The organism is Limosilactobacillus reuteri (assembly GCF_013694365.1).
GTDB lineage: Bacteria > Bacillota > Bacilli > Lactobacillales > Lactobacillaceae > Limosilactobacillus > Limosilactobacillus reuteri_E.
Map to the genome: position 1 here is coordinate 1,981,346 of NZ_CP059275.1, position 21,155 is coordinate 2,002,500.

Consider the following 21,155-nt stretch of genomic DNA (forward strand, 5'->3'; position numbering starts at 1 on the left):
ATGATTAAGGATTGTCATTCAAAGAATCCTTCTATCATGAAGGCAATGAACGACGCTAAAAAAGTTGAAGATTAACCCGAAATGTCAATTTAAGTTAGAAAGAAAATAGTTGCTCATCAGTGACGTAAGACATGAATACTTCATATGGAGTTCGATAGCCTAGTGATTTACGGGGCAGGTTATTTCGCTTACTCATCAGTTGGGTTACCAATTCATCAGGAAGATTGCGGAAATCTAGCTGTTTCGTTAAGCCATCCCGGCGTAAAAGACCGTTGTTGTTTTCGTTCAGCCCTCGTTGATTGGGAGCACCAACCTCGGCAAAGTAAGTGTGAAGGTCAAATTGATTGGCAATCTCGCGCCAGCCGGCGAATTCTTTTCCGTTGTCAAAGGTAATCGATTTGGAGAAGTGCCGCGGGAATTTCCGAAGCCACTGGCTTAAGTGTTGGTTAATCGCATCAGCCGTCTTTTCGTGCACATTGAGTACAATTTCGACCTTCGATTGGCGTTCGGTCAGGGTCATTACCGCCCCTTGGTGCTTTTTGCCTTGGACGGTATCAGCTTCAAGGTGCCCAAATTCAGTGGCGTAGTGCGGAAAGTCCTTGGCACGCTCGTGAATACTTCTCCCCAATTGGCCAGCCTTCCCGCGGCGCTCAATATAGCCATTCGGGTGCCGCTTACCTCGCATGGGCAAAGCACGGACATCCAAACCGAACTGCCCCCCGTTCAAACATCCGGTAAAGAGTTCGCCGGTTACAACTAATTGGGCGCTCAGCGCGCCCAATAATGGTGTCAGGCGTCCACCCCTGGGCAATTTTGTCGTTGATATAAGTAAGTTCAGCCAGTGACAACTGAGTACGTTTTCGGCCACAACGTTGCTTATTGCGCATATAGTGATCTTGATAATCAGCAATTGAGGCACCGGTTTCCAGGTAACGATAAACGCGATAAACGGTTTCGGCGCTACGGTTGATCATTTGGGCCACTCGGTACGCTTTAAGCTTTTGCACGAAAGAATGGGCGATGATTGTCAGCTCGTTTGTGGTAAGATGGGTGTAAGTCATTTGTGGTTTCCTTTCTTTTATTTAGGGGTATTCAAAAGTCTACCACAAATGGCTTTTCTATTTTTCTAACTTAATTTTACAAACGGCGTTATTTGGATGTCCGTGCTTTGCCCATGCGAGGTAAGCGGCACCCGAATGGCTATATTGAGCGCCGCGGGAAGGCTGGCCAATTGGGGAGAAGTATTCACGAGCGTGCCAAGGACTTTCCGCACTACGCCACTGAATTTGGGCACCTTGAAGCTGATACCGTCCAAGGCAAAAAGCACCAAGGGGCGGTAATGACCCTGACCGAACGCCAATCGAAGGTCGAAATTGTACTCAATGTGCACGAAAAGACGGCTGATGCGATTAACCAACACTTAAGCCAGTGGCTTCGGAAATTCCCGCGGCACTTCTCCAAATCGATTACCTTTGACAACGGAAAAGAATTCGCCGGCTGGCGCGAGATTGCCAATCAATTTGACCTTCACACTTACTTTGCCGAGGTTGGTGCTCCCAATCAACGAGGGCTGAACGAAAACAACAACGGTCTTTTACGCCGGGATGGCTTAACGAAACAGCTAGATTTCCGCAATCTTCCTGATGAATTGGTAACCCAACTGATGAGTAAGCGAAATAACCTGCCCCGTAAATCACTAGGCTATCGAACTCCATATGAAGTATTCATGTCTTACGTCACTGATGAGCAACTATTTTCTTTCTAAATGACTTACACCCATCTTACCACAAACGAGCTGACAATCATCGCCCATTCTTTCGTGCAAAAGCTTAAAGCGTACCGAGTGGCCCAAATGATCAACCGTAGCGCCGAAACCGTTTATCGCGTTTATCGTTACCTGGAAACCGGTGCCTCAATTGCTGATTATCAAGATCACTATATGCGCAATAAGCAACGTTGTGGCCGAAAACGTACTCAGTTGTCACTGGCTGAACTTACTTATATCAACGACAAAATTGCCCAGGGGTGGACGCCTGACACCATTATTGGGCGCGCTGAGCGCCCAATTAGTTGTAACCGGCGAACTCTTTACCGGATGTTTGAACGGGGGGCAGTTCGGTTTGGATGTCCGTGCTTTGCCCATGCGAGGTAAATGATGGCTGATAAGGTAATGACGAGGGATGAACTAGCAAAGTACAATGGCCAAGCTGGTCAACCGGCCTACGTAGCAGTTGAAGGTGTAATCTATGACGTCTCTGCTAACCCGGCCTGGCAGGGTGGCCGCCACCATGGAAACTTGGCCGGCCAGGACTTGACCGACGTTTTGCTTGAAAAGTCACCCCATGGTAAACGGGTATTAAAGGATCTGCCAGTCGTCGGTAGACTTGCTGAATAGTAAATCCTAAATTTCAAGAATAAGTTAGCCACTGGACTTAAATAAATAATACTGACCAATTGATTATTGGTTGATGGAGCTGTGATATCTCTTGGTAGAAGGCCTTACGATAGATATCCATTGACGAATGACCACCATTACCAAATGGTAATTAAGTAAGTATACTGAATGCTGATTTCTATCTAATTCTATTGTTATCACCACATTTTATAGATATATACTAAATATATCATAGAACAAAAGAAAAAGCACTAACGCACTTTAAGAGAGCGATTCATCCCCTACTTATAGAAGTGGGGGTATTCTCGCAAATTTATGGATAAAATATGCTTTCGGGAATGTTAGTAGGCGCATTGAGTCCTAAATTGCAAAAGATTCCATTAACTACTCGCTATAAAACTACCCTTATCTGTCTTACTCTTGGCTTATTCTTAACGTATACCGATTACCTATATTTGCTTGGGACCGCGATAACAGTCTTTTGTGCCATCTTATTAGGAAAGTGGGCACGAAAACAAGTTCCCGATAAATATAGCAGTATCGATTAAGTGCTAGCAATTATTGGGATTATCCTTGAACTACGAAATATTCTGGGACAACCTTTTAAACTATTTCGTATTTGGCTCGGAGCGATCAAGAATTATGTCATTATCTATACTTTACTATTTGCTTTTCAACAGAATAAAGCTTATTGAATGAAGAAAATTTTAGCAATTAACCATGAATTTGTTGCTCGAAGCTATATTCTATTTCCAACGTTGCTATTTGCATTCTCTATCATTGCCCATGCAAATATAATCACATTTGTTTGGCCGTTCATTTTTGTTTACACCGTTGAAAAAGTAATGCCCTTTATTCTCGATGGACGCCTAAATTTAGCTTCTTGGTCTGGTGTTACTAAGTTTTGTTCGGTTATTGCTTTTATTGGGGGAACCCTTGCTTCTATTGGAATTTATTTTCGCTTTGAGCGGCTTGCTAGCTTGGCGGCGATCTTGATCGGTTTTGGCGTGACAGGATTAAAATTGCTCGGCGATCCCAATAAGGAAATTTCCGGGATTGATTTGAAGCAAGTAAATGTTATTGCGGGCTTTAGTGTAATTATCGGACTGATCGCCCTCGGGATTTTACTGATGAAGCTGCCGTTAGTTGTCGGTTTTGTTTTTTATACTTTTTTCCTGGGCTTGGAAGTTATTTACGCTTACGTTGTTGTTAAACGAGATAAGACACCATTGGATTTAAAATTCTCTTTTAATTTAAAAACGGCTTTTCCTGCCATCGCTGTGCTTACCGTGGTTTTTATTATTAGTTTCTTTAAGAAGACGGGTCAAATTTCTGATTTTGGCTAGATGAAAAAGATATTTACTGCATTCCTCGCAATTGTCGTTATTTGTATTTTGCTAGCGCTTGGGGATGTTGCTTTCAACCAGCAAAAAACTGGTGGTGGAAAACAAACTCTGACAATTTACAATTGGGGAGACTATATTGATCCAGCATTGATAACGAAATTTGAACATCAAACTGGCTATCATGTAGATTATGAAACCTTTGATAGCAACGAATCAATGTTAACCAAGATTCGGCAAGGCGGGACTAATTATGATGTTGTTGTGCCGAGTGAATACACTGTTCAACGGATGAAAAAGGAGCATTTAATTGCACCTCTTAACCATCAGAAATTACCTAACCTTAAGTATATTGATCCGCAATTTTTAAATCGTTCTTTTGACCCCGAGAATCGTTATTCTGTACCATACTTTTGGGGAACGTTAGGTATTATCTACAATGATCAAAAAGTAAATGGCAAAGGCGTCCAGCATTGGGAACAACTTTGGAATCCGCGCTTAAAGAATAATGTCATGCTGATTGATAGTGCGCGGGATGTGTTTGCGGTTGCCCTTATTACCCAGCATCATTCTGTTAATACGACTAACTACCATCAATTGAAGCTTGCGCAGGCCCATTTAAAGCAGTTGACGCCCAATGTAAAAGCGATTATTGCTGATGAGATGAAGATGTACATGGAGCAAAATGAAGCAGCCGTGGGTGTGACCTATTCTGGTGACGCGCGCAAAATGATGAATATTAATCCGCACCTTCACTATGTTGTGCCAAGCGAAGGAAGCAATATATGGTTTGATAACATGGTGATTCCTAAAGCAGCACGTAATAAAAAGGCGGCTTACGAATTTATTAACTTTATGTTAGATCCCCAAAATGCGGCTCAAAATGCTCAATACGTTGGATACGCGACACCAAATAAAGCGGCTAAAAAAGAATTACCTAAGAAAGTTACTAATGACAAAGCTTTTTATCCTCCTGAAACAACGATGAAGCATTTGCAAGTATATCGTGATTTGCCATTACGCGTTTTAGGTGAATACAATGATTTATTTTTAGAATTTAAGATGTTTGCTAAATAAATGAAAAAGCAGCGATGGTCATGGGGAAAAGCGTACCTGGCATTAGTTTTTGTGATCTTATATGCGCCAATTTTGTATCTAGTTGTTTTTTCCTTTAGCAGCGGACAAACAATGGAAAAATACCATGGCTTTTCTTGGCAACACTATGCGGATTTGCTTGCAGATACGCGAATGATTACCATTGTTATTAATACCTTGTTAGTAGCATTTTTGGCGTCACTATTAGCAACGATTATCGGTACATTAGGAGCCTTGGCAATTAAGGATGCACGGCGCCCGTGGAAGAATAGTTTATTATCCTTGAATAATGTTTTAATGGTCTCGCCCGATGTAATTATTGGGGCAAGCTTTTTAATCTTTTTCACCATGCTGGGGGTAAGACTAGGCTTTGTCTCAGTCCTCTTAAGCCATATTGCCTTTTGTATTCCAATTGTTGTTTTAATGGTGTTGCCAAAATTAAATGAAATGTCCCCAACATTAGTAGATGCTGCCTATGATTTAGGGGCCAGTCGCTGGCAAGTTCTTTCTCGGGTAGTACTGCCGTCAATTGCCCCGGGTATTTTTGCGGGCTATTTTATGGCTTTTACGTATTCACTTGATGACTTTGCTGTGACCTTCTTTGTTACTGGAAATGGCTTCTCGACATTATCGGTGGAAATATATTCGCGGGCGCGGCAAGGAATTAACCTTGAAATCAATGCCCTCTCTACGTTGATGTTTATTGTTTCGCTTCTGTTAGTAATTGGCTATTACCTTATTAGTAAACGGGGCGGTCGACGGACACGGATTGTGGCTGTTAAAGAGGGGGATGCACAATGAATGCGGCAAAAAGCGATGTTTATCGTCCCATATGCATTGTGGATTATCCTATTTGTGATTGCGCCATTGGTATTGATCTTTTATCAATCATTTTTTAATATCAATGGTCAGCTGACCCTTAATAACTATGCTGAATACCTGACATCGGGTGTTTATCTTAAGATGACGCTTAACTCTGTCTGGTATGCCTTTTTGATTACCTTTGTGACATTGGTGATTAGTTATCCGACAGCTTATGTTTTGAATAGGTTACCTAACAAGCAGTTTTGGCTATTACTGGTGATTTTACCAACATGGATCAACTTATTATTGAAGACGTATGCGTTTATTGGCTTGTTTAGTCGAACAGGGACAATTAACGGTTTCCTCCAGTTTATGGGCCTTGGGAGTCATCAGCTTTTGTTCACGGATGCCAGTTTTATGTTTGTGGCTGCTTATATTGAAATCCCGTTTATGGTGTTGCCGATTTTCAATAACCTGGCTGAAATAAACCCGTCACTAATAAATGCTAGCTATGACTTGGGTGCTACTCATTGGCAAACCTTTCGTCGGGTGATTTGGCCGCTTTCTATGCCGGGCGTAAAAGCTGGAATTCAAGCGGTCTTCATCCCATCGCTCTCCCTCTTTATGATTACCCGTTTGATTGGTGGAAATCGTGTAATTACTTTAGGGACTGCGATTGAAGAACATTTCCTCACAACGCAAAATTGGGGAATGGGTTCAACGATTGGGGTCGTGCTGATTATCGCAATGTTTATTATTATGTTTATGACTGGTGATAAGAAACAGAAAGGAGGACGCCATTAAATGGTAAAAAACATAATGGAATTTCAGCATGTAAGCAAACAGTATGATGATAACGTTGTGTTGCGTGATATAAGCTTTGAAATTGAGGCCGGTAAATTCTATACCTTATTAGGACCATCGGGATCAGGAAAGACAACGATTTTGCGCTTAATTGCTGGTTTTGATCATCCTAGTAGTGGAAAAATTTATTTTGATGGAAAGCAAATCAATGATATTCCAGCCAATCAACGGCAAGTCAATACCGTCTTTCAAGATTACGCCCTTTTCCCTCATATGAATGTGGCAGAAAACGTTGCCTTTGGATTACAAATTAAGGGTGTCAAAAAAGCAGAAATTAAACAACGCGTAAAAGAAGCTTTGCACCTGGTTCAATTAGATGGCTATGATGATCGGGAAATTACCGCAATGTCTGGTGGGCAAAGACAGCGAGTTGCCATTGCCCGGGCAATAGTTAATAAGCCGAAAGTACTATTGTTGGATGAAGCCTTGTCTGCGCTGGACCATAAGTTACGAGTTCAAATGCAGACTGAATTACGGCAATTGCAACGGCGGCTAGGGATTACATTTATCTTTGTTACTCATGACCAAGAAGAAGCATTAGCGATGAGCGACCAGATTATGATTATTAATGATGGTAAGATTCAGCAGAGTGGGACGCCCGTTGATATTTATGATGAACCGCTTAACCATTTTGTGGCTGATTTTATCGGTGAAAGCAATATTGTCCCGGGCATTATGAAAAAAGACTATGTAGTTTCAATCAATGGTCAAGACTTTGATTGTGTCGACGCGGGGATGAAACCAAACGAAAAGGTTGAAGTTGTCATCCGGCCAGAAGACCTTGACATTACGACGGTTGAGAAAGGAAAATTAGTCGGCACTGTTGAAACCCAGCTTTTCCGTGGCGTTGATTATCAAATTACGGTGATTGACCAACGTAACCATAAGTGGAAGATCAATTCTATTCATAAAACAAAGGTCGGGGCTAAAGTAGGGATTACATTTGATCCCGAAGATATTCACGTTATGCGGTATAACGAAAGTGAAGAAGATTTTGATGCTCGCCTTGATAGCTATGAGGAGGGGGACTAATTATTTTGAACTACTCCCATTTAGCTAAACCTACGGTTTAATGCTTGAAGTGGGAGATTCTGGAAACATCGCATACTTACCCTACCGATTCTGAACGAACCTTCAAGCAGAGGTTACGACTATTAGCCAAGGCTCGTCCCGAGCCTACTTAGTATTCGACACACTAAAGGCTACTGGTCTTTTCTTTTTTTGTAAATAAGTAAATTGGTCTACAAAAAAGATTTCCACGACCAGATGAATTATTCATCCAACCTATGAAAATCTTACACTAACAAATGGATAATAACAATAATCACGAATCACGGGAACATTACCGTAAACGGATGGAAGAACGTATCCAACGTGACGTTAATGAGCGTAAACGGCGAGAACGCGAAGAAGCACATAATAATCGTGAAAATCGATTGCGGCACGAAGAAGCACAATCATCACCAGACTTTCAGCCACCGCAAAAACACCACTACCGAACTCCTAATTGGGTACGGCTCCTGATTGGTCTCCTAATCTGCCTTGTGGTTGCTGGTGGATTTTACGAATATCATAAAGTTCACTCAGTTGCCAAAGGAGTGTTTGGCGCTGGTGATGGTAAGATTAGTAAGAAGCTGCAAAAAGGTGAGCCTGTCTCTGTTCTTACGATGGGAACCGATGTTGGTGCCCTAGATCGGGGTAACAAGGGTGGTAATACCGATTCACTAGAATTATTCACCATTAATCCAAAGAACAAAACAATCACAATGACGAGTATTCCCCGTGACATTTTAGTTCGTGTCGAAACTAGTGATGGTCCAGACTATGTCAAAATCAATGCGGCTTATGCAATTAATGGCCCTAAGCAAACCGTTAAACAAGTATCAGAACTACTTGATGTGCCAATCGATTACTATGCCGTTATCAACATGGGAGTTCTCGAAAAAGTTGTAAACTCTGTTGGCGGAGTTGAAGTCAATAATCCATTTGCCTTTGACTATGAAGGTCATCACTTCAAAAAAGGAAAACAACACCTTAATGGAACAAACGCGTTGAAGTACTCACGGATGCGGTACGATGATCCAAATAATGACTACGGTCGGCAAAAACGGCAACAACAGATTCTGAAGAGCGTTATCAATAAATTCAAAACTTCCGGATCAATTGGAGCAGCTAATAAGATTCTTGATGCTGTTGGGGATGGGGTTAAAACTAATATTCCGATTGACGACATTGCAACCCTTTATGGTAACTACCATGGAGCAATGAATAACGTTAAAACGTACCATTTCCAAGGTCAAAACTCAACAATCGAAGGAGTATCCTTCCAAATTGCCAGTCCAAAAGAAATCAACCGGGTATCTAAATTAGTTCGTGCGCAACTGGGCTTAAAAGCTAAAAATGTTGTTAATCACGAAACTAAGATGTACAAGTCGCAACCACACTACAACGGATATAATGAAACTAACTTCATTCTTCCAGGTGGTGCAAGTTACAACGATCCTGGTAGTGGTAATGGTAGCGATGAGGTTACTGGCTCTAGTCACCATTCACAAACTAGTCAAAGCGAAGGAGAAAGTACCTCAGTAAACAATAGCAGCGAAGCATACAGTGAATCACAAGCTGTTCCTGCTACAGAAAATCATGCACAGGCTGCTACTACCCAACGTTACTCAACACCGCAATATCACACTTATCGCAGTTATAATAATGGTTATCATTCAACCTACACTCACCCAGCATACGGTAACCATTATGGATATACACATCGATATTATTAAATGTCTAAGCAAAAATTTTATCATTGGCTTTTTTGGCCGTTAATGTTATTGTCGATAGCAACTTTAATCTGGATGTGTACGAAAATCCAGTTTGTATTTCAACCATTTTTAACTTTTATTTCAGTTGTTTTTGTTCCCCTGATTATCTCTGGCTTCTTGTATTATATGTTAAATCCGGTTTTAAAGCTTTTTATGAAGATTAAAATTGGTCGTTTTCGGATGAACAAGGGGCTAGCTAGTTTATTAATTGTGCTGTTGCTAATTGTGATTATTGTCGGGGGGATAACGATGCTGATTCCGCCGGTAGTAAAGGAAATATCTTCCTTAGTTCGTCATTTACCGCAAACAGTTACCGGATTACAGCATTTAATTAATGATACTATTCAACACTCATTTTTAAGGAACGTTGATTTAAATTCTTATTACCGTCAGTTTGATCACCAGTTAGCTGGCTATGCTCAAAAAGTTCTACAGGGACTATCTGAACGGGTGGGTGATATTATCGGGATGTTGACAAACGTTACTGTTGTGACTATTACTGTTCCCGTAATGCTATTCTACATGCTTAAGGATGGTTCTAAGCTTATTCCAAGTATTCAGAAATGGCTTTCACCGCATCATGCTAAAGAGGTGAATGAGCTTCTTGGGAAGATGAATTCCACCTTGTCCTCATATATTTCCGGACAGATGATCGAGTGCCTATTTGTTGGTGTGTTTACATCAATTGGTTATGTAATTATCGGCCAGCCATTGGCAATCGTGCTAGGAATTGTTGCTGGACTAACTAATATTATTCCATACATTGGGCCTTATATTGGGATTGCACCTGCCTTATTTGTGGCATTAACAATGGCGCCAAATAAAATTATTTGGGTAATCATTGTTGTAATTGTTGTTCAACAGGTAGATGGAAACATTGTTTATCCAAACATTATTGGTAAGACATTACAAATCCACCCGTTAACAATTATTATGCTGTTGCTTGCTGCTGGTCATATTGCTGGAATTGGTGGAATGATTCTTTGTATTCCATTCTATGCGGTTATTAAGACCATTTGTGAATACTTCTTTGATATTTACCGAATTGAACATCCAATAAAGGAAGAACAAGAGTAAATGAAATTAAATAAATTATTTACAACTTTAGCTGCTGGGACCTTAATGTTAACTTTAGCTGCGTGTGGTAATAATAGCGCTTCTGATAATTCTGATAGTAGTTCTGAAGTTACCTCAAGTAAGGTTACTAAGAAGCACCATTCTAATAAAGATAAGGTTAGTTCTGAAAAAGAAACTGCAAGTAATAGTAATGAAGATTCTCAAACTAGTGAAAATAGCGCATCTTCTAAGAATAGTACTTCTAGTGCAAGTAACTCATCAAGTAATGCTAATTATGCTGTTTCTTCAACAACGACATCAAGTAACAGCGGTTCTGCTAAGTCAAGCGTAAAACAAAGCTCTAATGCCCAACAGTCAACAATGACTGCTACCGATGCGCGGAATATTGTTAAGGAACATATTGGTAACCAATTAAATGATCGTGGGGTAGCAGGAAAGTCTACTGATGATTTGCCATCAATTGATTCAGTAGATGGTTACACTGCTACGCAAAACGGTACTAATAATTGGACTGTATCTGGAAATGGTCATACTTACCATGTTACTGCCAATTCTGTTACAGGTAATTAAATGGGAGAACAGAAACACTACAAAATGTTTAAGAAGGGCAAAAATTGGTGCTACATGGCAATCGCTACAGCAGCAATTGCATTTGGAGTATCAACTACTAGTGTAGCTAATGCTGACACAACAGATGCAGCAACTACACCAGTAACTTCACAACAAGTTGAAGTTTCTGATCAAACAGCTATCAATAATAGTACGGCTACTGATAATACATCACAGATAGGTAACCAAGCTCAGTCTAGTCAAGTTGCTCAACCGGCAAGTCAAGTAACTCAGTCAGCAAGCACCAGTACAAGTATTGCTACTGATGCTGTAGCCGTTAAGCCTCAAGCAGCTGCACCGGCTCAATTAAATGGTTGGCAAACAGAAAATGGTAACACTTATTACTACAGTGATGGTCAAAAAGCAACTGGTGTTAAAGACATCAACGGCTCACAATATTACTTTAATGATCAAGGCCAACAACAAAAGGATTATTTCTTAAACCAAAATAATCATACTTACTACTTCCAAGCCGATGGTACGCGGTTAAATGATGGCTTCTATAACAATTGGGGTCACACCTATTACTTCCAAGCTGATGGAACACGTTTAGACGATGGTTTCTACAATAACTGGGGTCATACTTATTACTTCGGTAAAGATGGCGCCCGTTTAGATAATGGTTTCTACAACAATTGGGGTCATACTTATTACTTCCAAGCTGATGGGTCACGTTTAGACGATGGTTTCTACAATAACTGGGGTCATACTTATTACTTTGGTAAAGATGGCGCTCGTCTAGATAATTCAGTTTATACTAATTGGGGCCACCAATATTACTTTGGTAATGACGGTGCTTTAGTTCAAAATAATGATGTAACAGTTAATGGTAAGAAATATCATGCTGATTCAGCAGGTGTTTTAACCGTAAAGAATAATACTGATGCTAAAGTAGATCGTGCGTTATCACAACGCGGTGTTCCTTATGTCTGGGGTGGAAACACCCCAGCTGGTTTTGATTGTTCTGGTTTAGTTCAATGGGCTTATGGTTTAGGGGCATCATACCGGACTACTTACCAACAAGCTACTTTAGGAATTCACAAGCGTGATGTTATGAATGCGCCAAAAGGTTCATTATTATTCTTTGGTAGTGATGGTGCACCATACCACGTTGCTATTTCTCTTGGTAATGGTACTTATGTTCATGCCCCAGAACCAGGTGACGTTGTAAAGATCGGTTACTCAAAATACTTTAAGCCAAGCTTCTACATCAATATGTAAATAATCGAGTAGGAGATAATTGATTAGTTCAATTATCGACCTCTCACGCCACCGTACGTACGGTTCCGTATACGGCGGTTCGACAACTTAATCACATTGAATTGACTGGAGCGTCTTGGACATATTCATAAGTCCAAGACGCTCCAGTTTTCTATTAGTTAGAGAATAGCTCAAGGTCTTACTATGTGCAGTTTGCCAGTAGCCCTTGCGGGTACTAGCGAAGACATATGCATCACGCTGGGACAGCCCCAATTTCTGTAAGTTAGTTACCTTAGTTTTAAACTTTTTCCATTGCTTCCAGATATACTGCCTTATTCGGACCCTCAACCACTTGTCGAGGCGTTGAATAAAGTTAGTTAGTTTCCCAATTGAGTAGTACTTACTACTCAATTGGGAAACTAACTAACTTTATTCAACGCCTCGACAAGTGGTTGAGGGTCCGAATAAGGCAGTATATCTGGAAGCAATGGAAAAAGTTTAAAACTAAGGTAACTAACTTACAGAAATTGGGGCTGTCCCAGCGTGATGCATATGTCTTCGCTAGTACCCGCAAGGGCTACTGGCAAACTGCACATAGTAAGACCTTGAGCTATTCTCTAACTAATAGAAAACTGGAGCGTCTTGGACTTATGAATATGTCCAAGACGCTCCAGTCAATTCAATGTGATTAACATCGATGCAGTACTTTGCCTTAGACTTCCTTCAGATTCCACCTCACGGTGGACACCCTTGTCCTCAGCTCATGGTTCCGACTACTACGGCCCATAGCGGACTTTCACCACCTAGCTAATACCCATGACGGGCGCACTAAAAAAGTCGATGCAGTACTTTGCCTTAGACTTCCTTCAGATTCCACCTCACGGTGGACACCCTTGTCCTCAGCTCATGGTTCCGACTACTACGGCCCATAGCGGACTTTCACCACCTAGCTAATTGGAATGTTACAAACTAGCAATTGACGTAGCTATTTATATTCATGAAGATTATCGACAGCAACATCTTGGCCGTGATTTATTAACATATGCGCAAAAACAAATTGAAGATCATCTAGATATAAGAACCGTAATTGCGTATATTTATATTGAAAATCAAGCAAGCTATCATCTTTTTACCTCCTGTGGGTACAAAGAATGGGGTAAATTACCACAGATTTCTGAAATAAATGGTCAAATGCGATCCCTTTATATGATGGGCAGGTATTTTAATGAGTAATTGTTAAGCTACTTTAAGTCTAGTTATGATCGCCATGATTTTCAAGCGGTTTTTGCCTACACTTGTTCTGAATTACAACAGTTGATGCAAGATTTTGTCCCACGAAAATTTATGGAACGGCGCAATATTGAACACGTCAAACTATCTGACGCTGAGATAATGGCCCTAATGCTCCTCAAAACGCAATATCATGTTCCAACTTGGACGGCCTTTTACGATTTAGTGCAAGCTACGATCCCTTCGTTACCCTTGTTGGAGTATTCCCGCCTAATCCGTCGGATTAACCAGGTCACACCAGTTTTTCAAGCAATTCGCCGAGGATTGCTAACGTGGACTACGCCTTCCCAAACAGCCATTATCGATAGTTATCCGCTCCCGCTTTGTCAAGGGGTTCGTAATGCTCGAGCTCGCTTGTTTGCTGGGATTGCTAACATTGGCTATAACGCTACGAAACAGCTGTACTTCTATGGTTTCAAAGTTCACATGATCGTAGAACCTAGCGGCCTGATTCTCGATTATGAAGTGACACCAGCTTCAATCCATGACGTTAAGGCTGCTCCAGAATTGATTCAAAACTGCCCTTGTCCACAAATTCTAGCTGACGTCGGCTACGTCGGTAAAGACTTACGAAGTAAGGTTAAGCAACAAGGTCACGACATCTGGACGCCGTATCGTTCAAATATGAAAGGTGCAAAACAGCATAATCGGTCAGCCCGTAAGCGGACGCGTCGCCTTATTGAGACTTCATTTGCTAAATTGAAACTCTTGGGAAGCGAACAGACTTATGCTCGTAGTTTGGTGGGATTGCAAGCACAGATCGAGGCACTTGTCATGACGAATAATCTAGCAAAATTTGGAATGTTACAAACTAGCAATTGACAACGTTTTCTATGGTTGCTGCCTTTACAGAATGATCTGTAAAGTTAATTCCAGAAATGGTTAACTCCTAATAATACCGAAGCCACACCAACGTTAAGCTTACGTAAACTATAACGCGGTGTCCGCTTGGTTTCTAAAAATTCAGGTCGCTTCATCATTATTTTTACCTCCCGAATTTAATAACTAGTGGTGTATTGCAGTACACCAGAACAATAGCGCTACCGTTAAGCTATCAGCCTAATTGTTGAATATAATATTTCTTATGATGAAGCGACCTGAATTTTTAGAAACCAAGCGGACACCGCGTTATAGTTTACGTAAGCTTAACGTTGGTGTGGCTTCGGTATTATTAGGAGTTAACCATTTCTGGAATTAAGTGCTTTTGATTCCCAGCTTTAACTTGGTCGCGCGGCCCTTAAATGCCTTAATCTTTGCGGCCTTTATTTCGGCGAACCCCCTCTGGATTGGGCTGGCCTGTGGGAGCTACTTAATCGCCAGTGTCGCCTTTCGCCGGCACCGGACGCAAGTGTAGACGTCCAGTGCAACGCTAGGCGGGGAAGCACCAGCCACGTCAGCTAGTGGCGCAGCGGGCGAAACGCCAACATCCGGAACGGATACGCCGGTGACGAGCGGCGACAAGCCAACGTCCAGTGCAACGTCAGGCGGGGAAGCCCCGGCAACGTCCGGCAGTACTTCAGCGGGTGAAACGCCAACGTCCGGGACGGACACGCCAGCCACGTCGGCTAGTGGCGCAGCGGGCGAAACGCCAACGTCCGGGACAGACACACCAGCCACGAGTGGTGACAACCCAACGTCTGGTTCTGGGGCCAGCGGCGAGCAACCCCAGTCGATCGACGAGGTGAAACCAACCCCTCGCCCGCAACCGAAAATTGATCTCCAACCGTTGCAACGGCGGTTGTTGACGGGTCAAAATGTGATGACCACGGCCGCGTATTACAATGCGGATGCTGCCAAGCAATTAGCTTACCGGACCGCTTTAGCTGCTGCGAGCCAGTTGCAATACGATCCGCAAGTTACGGCGGAGCAAATGCAGGCCGCCATCGCGCAAATCGACACGGCCCAAGCCACGTTGGATGGTCAGGCTACGGACTTTAAGGCGGCGACGATTTTGCTGAAGCGGTATGACCAACGGGACCAAGATCCGCGCTACCATAATGCTACGACGACGGCGCAAGCCCCGTATGACGAAGCCGTGGCGGCCTTACAAAAACTGATGACCACGCCGGCGGTGACGCAGGCGATGCTGGATGCTGCCGTGGCGCAAGTTGAGGCCACCCAGGCCAAATTAGACGGCGCGATTTTGAGTCCCGCCGAGCAGGCCAAAGTGGATGCGATCAATGAATTTAAAGCTACGGTCGCCTACTATCAAACCGCCTTGCAGTATGTCAGTCCTGAATACTTACCGTATGCGCAAAGTATGCTGCAATTTCGAGGCACGAATGTCTTACCATATCTGAATACTTATACCACGGAAGATATTCAGAAAAATCAGACGATACTGAAACAAAGCATGGATTTATATATCCAAAGTTCGGCCCAACAAATGCAGGGGCGGCGCGATTTGGAAGCCGCCGTGACCGCCTTGCAAAACTTAGTTGCGACGCGGTTGACCTTATACAATGAAATCAACCGGGTCAATGACTTCATCAAGGGCGCGCAAGCGATGCTGGCCGATCCCGACCAGGCCTATCAGTATGAAAGTCAAGCGGCCACATTACAGGAGGTCTTGACCAGTGCGGAAGCCGCCCAAGCGGCCGCGGATAAATTGATCGCGGACAACAATGTGCGGCGGCAAGAAGCCTTGAAGCAACTAATGGCCGAGCAGGTGCCGGGAACCAGTACCTATGTCCAATATGCCGATGAACACTACAAACTCACGACCACATTGAAGAAAGTCGTGGAACGGGCCGAATTAGTCAATGCGACCTTGCCATACCAAGGGAGCGTCTATGAAGGGGCCCCGCTGGATCCGGAATATCTGCAATACCGAACGGTTGAAGATTACTTACAAGTGGGGACCCCCGCTTATGATCAGCTGGTGGCTACGGTGGACCGCTTAAAGGGGCAATTGCAAGCGGAACTGGAAGCCGGCCGTGGCGGCCAGGATGCGATCAATGGGGATGTCACCAAGGCGATTCGGACGGTGCCAACGGATGCCGATGTGGCCGCGTTAAAGCCGCTCCTCAATTTGGCGGATGCTTACAGTCAGCGGATGTTAAAGACCGTCAACTTGATGCGCTTTGCCATCGGTGAACGCCCATTGGAATTAGCGCCCCTCAATGATAAGCGCAAGGCAATGTTGGCCGTGCATGCGTTAGCGGAATACCAAGCTGGGCTGATGCCGCAATTTGCCGGTTACTCCCACTTGGGATCGATTGCCGTGTTGTTGGCGCCGCATACCATGACGGCGGGGTACAACGAAAATACTTATCCGTCCGGTAATCCGCCGGTAATTTCGCAACATTTAACGCCGGAGTACTTGGCCGATATGGAATCACGGTTAGTCCTGATGGAAGGGATTAAGTACTTTGAAGGCTTCTTTACCGACAAAGAGGCCAAGAGTGGGCACTTTACCACGATTATTGACATGGATCACCAGTACTTCTATGGGGTGCCAATCATTGGCACGATGGATCAAGTCGGCAACGGCTTTACCAAGTACCGGATCTCGTCCACGGGCTTGTTCTACCAAGTCGCCGACGATAATTATAAATGGTGGTTACGGCACTTTGACAGTTGGCCAAAAGTCAATCCGGATACGGATTTAGATAAAACTGATTTTAGCAACTTATAAGCTTGTCGCCGCTCGTCACCGGCGTATCCGTTCCGGATGTTGGCGTTTCGCCCGCTGCGCCACTAGCTGACGTGGCTGGTGCTTCCCCGCCTAGCGTTGCACTGGACGTTTAGCTTTACTGAGACCAACTTCGAGTAGTATTGGACTTCAACTTGTCTAGCAGCCTTATCCAGTTAATTTCAGCCTTATAGCTACTTCTTGTTCATCGATGCAGTACTTTGCCTTAGACTTCCTTCAAATTCCACCTCACGGTGGACACCCTTGTCCTCAGCTCATGGTTCCGACTACTACGGCCCATAGCGGACTTTCACCACCTAGCTAATACCCATGCCGGGCGCACTAGGTGGCCGACTCACTCGCACTTGTTGATGAACTTTCACTTGCGCTCGTTGAGGCTGATTCGCTTGCACTAGTAGAAGCGGGTTTACTTGCGTTCGTTGATGCCAATTCGCTTGCGCTCGTTGAGGCACTTTCGCTTGCACTTGTCGAGGCCGATTCACTGGCACTTGTTGAGGCACTTTCGCTTGCACTAGTAGAAGCGGGTTCACTTGCGTTCGTTGATGCCGATTCGCTGGCACTAGCAGAAGCGGATTCACTGGCACTTGCTGATGCCGATTCGCTGGCACTTGCTGATGCTGATTCGCTGGCACTAGCAGAAGCCGATTCACTGGCACTTGCTGATGCTGATTCACTGGCACTTGCAGAAGCCGATTCGCTTGCTGATGCCGATTCGCTGGCACTAGCAGAAGCCGATTCACTGGCACTTGCTGATGCCGATTCGCTGGCACTTGCTGATGCTGATTCACTGGCACTTGCTGATGCTGATTCACTGGCACTTGCTGATGCTGATTCACTGGCACTTGCTGATGCTGATTCGCTTGCACTTGCTGATGCTGATTCGCTGGCACTAGCAGAAGCGGATTCACTGGCACTTGCTGATGCTGATTCACTGGCACTTGCTGATGCTGATTCACTTGCTGATGCCGATGCTCTTTCACTTGCAGATGCTGATTCACTGGCACTTGCTGATGCCGATTCACTGGCACTTGCTGATGCCGATTCACTGGCACTTGCTGATGCTGATTCGCTGGCACTTGCTGATGCTGATTCGCTGGCACTTGCAGAAGCGGATTCACTGGCACTTGCTGATGCTGATTCACTGGCACTTGCTGATGCTGATTCGCTGGCACTTGCAGAAGCCGATTCACTGGCACTTGCAGAAGCCGATTCGCTTGCTGATGCCGATTCACTTGCTGATGCCGATTCGCTGGCACTAGCAGAAGCGGATTCACTGGCACTTGCTGATGCTGATTCACTGGCACTTGCTGATGCCGATTCGCTGGCACTAGCAGAAGCGGATTCACTGGCACTTGCTGATGCCGATTCGCTGGCACTTGCTGATGCTGATTCACTTGCTGATGCCGATTCGCTGGCACTTGCTGATGCTGATTCACTTGCACTAGCAGAAGCTGATTCACTGGCACTTGCTGATGCCGATTCGCTGGCACTTGCTGATGCTGATTCACTGGCACTTGCTGATGCCGATTCACTGGCACTAGCAGAAGCGGATTCACTGGCACTTGCTGATGCCGATTCGCTGGCACTTGCTGATGCTGATTCACTTGCTGATGCCGATTCACTGGCACTTGCTGATGCTGATTCGCTGGCACTAGCAGAAGCTGATTCGCTGGCACTTGCTGATGCTGATTCACTGGCACTTGCTGATGCTGATTCGCTGGCACTTGCTGATGCTGATTCGCTGGCACTTGCTGAAGCGGATTCACTGGCACTTGCTGATGCCGATTCGCTGGCACTTGCTGATGCTGATTCACTTGCTGATGCCGATTCGCTGGCACTTGCTGATGCCGATTCGCTGGCACTTGCTGATGCTGATTCGCTGGCACTAGCAGAAGCGGATTCACTGGCACTTGCTGATGCCGATTCACTTGCTGATGCCGATTCGCTGGCACTTGCTGATGCTGATTCACTTGCTGATGCCGATTCGCTGGCACTTGCTGATGCTGATTCGCTGGCACTAGCAGAAGCGGATTCACTGGCACTTGCTGATGCCGATTCGCTGGCACTTGCTGATGCTGATTCACTGGCACTTGCTGATGCTGATTCGCTGGCACTTGCTGATGCTGATTCGCTGGCACTTGCTGATGCTGATTCGCTGGCACTTGCTGATGCTGATTCGCTTGCACTAGCAGAAGCGGATTCACTGTCACTTGCTGATGCTGATTCGCTTGCACTAGCAGAAGCGGATTCACTTGCTGATGCCGATTCACTGGCACTTGCTGATGCCGATTCGCTGGCACTTGCAGAAGCCGATTCACTGGCACTTGCTGATGCTGATTCGCTGGCACTAGCAGAAGCTGATTCGCTGGCACTAGCAGAAGCTGATTCACTGGCACTTGCTGATGCCGATTCACTGGCACTAGCAGAAGCTGATTCGCTGGCACTAGCAGAAGCTGATTCGCTGGCACTTGCTGATGCTGATTCACTGGCACTTGCTGATGCTGATTCGCTGGCACTTGCTGATGCTGATTCGCTGGCACTAGCAGAAGCTGATTCACTGGCACTTGCTGATGCTGATTCACTTGCTGATGCCGATTCGCTGGCACTTGCTGATGCTGATTCGCTTGCACTAGCAGAAGCGGATTCACTGGCACTTGCAGAAGCCGATTCACTTGCTGATGCTGATTCACTTGCTGATGCCGATTCGCTGGCACTAGCAGAAGCTGATTCACTGGCACTTGCTGATGCCGATTCGCTTGCACTTGCTGATGCTGATTCGCTGGCACTAGCAGAAGCTGATTCACTGGCACTTGCTGATGCCGATTCACTGGCACTTGCTGATGCTGATTCACTGGCACTTGCTGATGCCGATTCACTGGCACTAGCAGAAGCGGATTCGCTGGCACTAGCAGAAGCGGATTCGCTGGCACTTGCTGATGCTGATTCACTGGCACTAGCAGAAGCGGATTCGCTGGCACTTGCTGATGCCGATTCGCTGGCACTTGCTGATGCTGATTCGCTGGCACTAGCAGAAGCCGATTCACTGGCACTTGCTGATGCCGATTCACTGGCACTTGCTGATGCTGATTCACTTGCTGATGCTGATTCACTTGCTGATGCCGATTCGCTGGCACTTGCTGATGCTGATTCACTGGCACTTGCTGATGCTGATTCGCTGGCACTTGCTGATGCTGATTCGCTGGCACTTGCTGATGCTGATTCGCTGGCACTTGCCGATTCACTGGCACTTGCTGATGCCGATTCGCTGGCACTTGCTGATGCTGATTCACTGGCACTTGCTGATGCTGATTCACTGGCACTTGCTGATGCTGATTCACTGGCACTTGCTGATGCTGATTCGCTTGCACTTGCTGATGCGATTCACTGGCACTTGCTGATGCCGATTCGCTGGCACTTGCTGATGCTGATTCACTGGCACTTGCTGATGCCGATTCACTGGCACTAGCAGAAGCGGATTCACTGGCACTTGCTGATGCCGATTCGCTGGCACTTGCTGATGCCACTTGCTGATGCCGATTCGCTGGCACTTGCTGATGCTGATTCGCTGGCACTAGCAGAAGCGGATTCACTGGCACTTGCTGATGCCGATTCACTTGCTGATGCCGATTCGCTGGCACTTGCTGATGCTGATTCACTTGCCACTTGCTGATGCTGATTCGCTGGCACTTGCTGATGCTGATTCGCTGGCACTAGCAGAAGCTGATTCACTGGCACTTGCTGATGCTGATTCACTTGCTGATGCCGATTCGCTGGCACTTGCTGATGCTGATTCGCTTGCACTAGCAGAAGCGGATTCACTGGCACTTGCAGAAGCCGATTCACTTGCTGATGCTTTGTCCCTTCGGACGAGAGCTTGTGCTCTCAAAACTAAATCCTATCTATTCTCTTCCAATAAACCTTACCGCTCCTTGGTTAAGTCCTCGACCGATTAGTAATGGTCCGCTCCATGCCTCACGGCATAGGTTAAGTTATGAAGGGCGCAT

General features: G+C 44.8%; 19 protein-coding genes, 1 rRNA gene and 8 pseudogenes (1 of these 28 cut by a window edge). 24 read left to right on the forward strand and 4 right to left on the reverse strand.

Annotated features, from left to right (window positions below; all coding sequences use genetic code 11):
• Positions 1 to 94: 94 nt before the first annotated feature.
• Positions 95 to 1,061, reverse strand: a pseudogene (locus HHK02_RS11445) (IS30 family transposase).
• A gap of 95 nt (positions 1,062 to 1,156) precedes the next feature.
• Between HHK02_RS11445 and HHK02_RS11450 the strand changes: the two are divergent.
• The 3 genes and pseudogenes from HHK02_RS11450 to HHK02_RS11460 all read left to right on the forward strand — a co-directional run.
• A pseudogene (locus HHK02_RS11450) lies at positions 1,157 to 1,765 on the forward strand (IS30 family transposase); the annotation flags it as partial.
• Positions 1,766 to 2,153: pseudogene (locus HHK02_RS11455) on the forward strand (transposase); the annotation flags it as partial.
• Positions 2,153 to 2,395 carry a cytochrome b5 domain-containing protein gene (locus HHK02_RS11460; protein WP_003671505.1) on the forward strand — a complete coding sequence of 81 codons (243 nt, stop codon included), beginning with the start codon at positions 2,153 to 2,155 and terminating at the stop codon, positions 2,393 to 2,395. The pseudogene HHK02_RS11455 and the gene HHK02_RS11460, both read left to right, overlap by 1 nt.
• A gap of 129 nt (positions 2,396 to 2,524) precedes the next feature.
• Here HHK02_RS11460 and HHK02_RS13270 read toward each other — a convergent pair.
• Positions 2,525 to 2,596: pseudogene (locus HHK02_RS13270) on the reverse strand (IS200/IS605 family transposase); the annotation flags it as partial.
• Between the two features lie 137 nt (positions 2,597 to 2,733).
• Here HHK02_RS13270 and HHK02_RS11465 point away from each other — a divergent pair.
• The 11 genes from HHK02_RS11465 (at position 2,734) to HHK02_RS11520 (ending at position 12,227) form a co-directional block, all read left to right on the forward strand.
• Positions 2,734 to 2,943 (forward strand): hypothetical protein, encoded by a 210-nt coding sequence (locus HHK02_RS11465; protein WP_143449342.1) that lies wholly within the window; start codon positions 2,734 to 2,736, stop codon positions 2,941 to 2,943.
• Positions 2,944 to 3,090: a hypothetical protein gene (locus tag HHK02_RS11470; protein ID WP_003670056.1), complete on the forward strand. Its 147-nt coding sequence runs from the start codon at positions 2,944 to 2,946 to the stop codon at positions 3,088 to 3,090. It begins immediately after the preceding gene.
• The gene (locus tag HHK02_RS12735; protein WP_225441096.1) at positions 3,091 to 3,741 is read left to right on the forward strand and encodes a hypothetical protein; all 651 of its coding nucleotides are present in this window, start codon (positions 3,091 to 3,093) and stop codon (positions 3,739 to 3,741) included.
• Positions 3,742 to 4,815, forward strand: coding sequence for an ABC transporter substrate-binding protein (locus HHK02_RS11485; protein ID WP_181462469.1), 1,074 nt, complete (start codon positions 3,742 to 3,744; stop codon positions 4,813 to 4,815).
• Entirely contained in the window at positions 4,816 to 5,634 is an 819-nt protein-coding gene (locus HHK02_RS11490) for an ABC transporter permease (protein WP_003670050.1), read from the forward strand.
• Entirely contained in the window at positions 5,635 to 6,441 is an 807-nt protein-coding gene (locus tag HHK02_RS11495; protein WP_181462470.1) for an ABC transporter permease, read from the forward strand.
• Entirely contained in the window at positions 6,442 to 7,533 is a 1,092-nt protein-coding gene (locus HHK02_RS11500; protein WP_003664847.1) for an ABC transporter ATP-binding protein, read from the forward strand.
• Positions 7,534 to 7,808: 275 nt separating this feature from the next.
• Entirely contained in the window at positions 7,809 to 9,281 is a 1,473-nt protein-coding gene (locus tag HHK02_RS11505) for an LCP family protein (protein ID WP_181462471.1), read from the forward strand.
• Positions 9,282 to 10,397, forward strand: a complete 1,116-nt coding sequence (locus HHK02_RS11510; protein WP_181462472.1) for an AI-2E family transporter — start codon at positions 9,282 to 9,284, stop codon at positions 10,395 to 10,397.
• A complete protein-coding gene (locus HHK02_RS11515) occupies positions 10,398 to 10,967 on the forward strand; it encodes a hypothetical protein (RefSeq protein WP_181462473.1) in 570 nt (189 codons plus the stop codon).
• Complete coding sequence (locus HHK02_RS11520; RefSeq protein WP_181462474.1) at positions 10,968 to 12,227, forward strand: NlpC/P60 family protein; 1,260 nt, start codon at positions 10,968 to 10,970, stop codon at positions 12,225 to 12,227.
• An 87-nt stretch (positions 12,228 to 12,314) separates the two neighbouring features.
• Here the strand turns inward: HHK02_RS11520 and HHK02_RS11525 are convergent.
• Positions 12,315 to 12,608, reverse strand: a pseudogene (locus HHK02_RS11525) (group II intron maturase-specific domain-containing protein); the annotation flags it as partial.
• Between HHK02_RS11525 and HHK02_RS11530 the strand changes: the two are divergent.
• The 3 genes and pseudogenes from HHK02_RS11530 to HHK02_RS11540 all read left to right on the forward strand — a co-directional run.
• Positions 12,608 to 12,898 (forward strand): annotated as a pseudogene (locus HHK02_RS11530) (group II intron maturase-specific domain-containing protein); the annotation flags it as partial. The pseudogenes HHK02_RS11525 and HHK02_RS11530 sit on opposite strands and share 1 nt — an antisense overlap.
• A 289-nt stretch (positions 12,899 to 13,187) precedes the next feature.
• Positions 13,188 to 13,439 (forward strand): annotated as a pseudogene (locus tag HHK02_RS11535) (N-acetyltransferase family protein); the annotation flags it as partial.
• Positions 13,440 to 14,318, forward strand: coding sequence for an IS982 family transposase (locus HHK02_RS11540; protein WP_152700266.1), 879 nt, complete (start codon positions 13,440 to 13,442; stop codon positions 14,316 to 14,318).
• 44 nt (positions 14,319 to 14,362) lie between these two features.
• Here HHK02_RS11540 and HHK02_RS11545 read toward each other — a convergent pair whose 3' ends face one another.
• Complete coding sequence (locus HHK02_RS11545; protein ID WP_231124864.1) at positions 14,363 to 14,473, reverse strand: YSIRK-type signal peptide-containing protein; 111 nt, start codon at positions 14,471 to 14,473, stop codon at positions 14,363 to 14,365.
• A 110-nt stretch (positions 14,474 to 14,583) separates the two neighbouring features.
• Here HHK02_RS11545 and HHK02_RS11550 point away from each other — a divergent pair, with 110 nt between their 5' ends.
• The 7 genes and pseudogenes from HHK02_RS11550 to HHK02_RS11575 form a co-directional block, all read left to right on the forward strand.
• Positions 14,584 to 14,694 carry a YSIRK-type signal peptide-containing protein gene (locus HHK02_RS11550; protein ID WP_231124864.1) on the forward strand — a complete coding sequence of 37 codons (111 nt, stop codon included), beginning with the start codon at positions 14,584 to 14,586 and terminating at the stop codon, positions 14,692 to 14,694.
• A pseudogene (locus tag HHK02_RS13175) lies at positions 14,695 to 14,850 on the forward strand (PTS galactitol transporter subunit IIC); the annotation flags it as partial.
• Positions 14,851 to 15,222: 372 nt separating this feature from the next.
• Positions 15,223 to 17,133, forward strand: coding sequence for an HlyD family secretion protein (locus HHK02_RS11555; protein ID WP_225432181.1), 1,911 nt, complete (start codon positions 15,223 to 15,225; stop codon positions 17,131 to 17,133).
• 343 nt (positions 17,134 to 17,476) lie between these two features.
• Positions 17,477 to 20,617, forward strand: a complete 3,141-nt coding sequence (locus HHK02_RS11560; protein WP_181462475.1) for a cell envelope integrity TolA family protein — start codon at positions 17,477 to 17,479, stop codon at positions 20,615 to 20,617.
• Positions 20,618 to 20,644: 27 nt separating this feature from the next.
• Positions 20,645 to 20,821 carry a hypothetical protein gene (locus tag HHK02_RS11565; protein WP_181462476.1) on the forward strand — a complete coding sequence of 59 codons (177 nt, stop codon included), beginning with the start codon at positions 20,645 to 20,647 and terminating at the stop codon, positions 20,819 to 20,821.
• Complete coding sequence (locus HHK02_RS12500; protein ID WP_191997670.1) at positions 20,772 to 21,104, forward strand: hypothetical protein; 333 nt, start codon at positions 20,772 to 20,774, stop codon at positions 21,102 to 21,104. The genes HHK02_RS11565 and HHK02_RS12500 overlap by 50 nt, the downstream gene beginning before the upstream one ends.
• 29 nt (positions 21,105 to 21,133) lie before the next feature.
• Positions 21,134 to 21,155 (forward strand): 23S ribosomal RNA (locus tag HHK02_RS11575) (it continues 2,901 nt past the right edge of the window).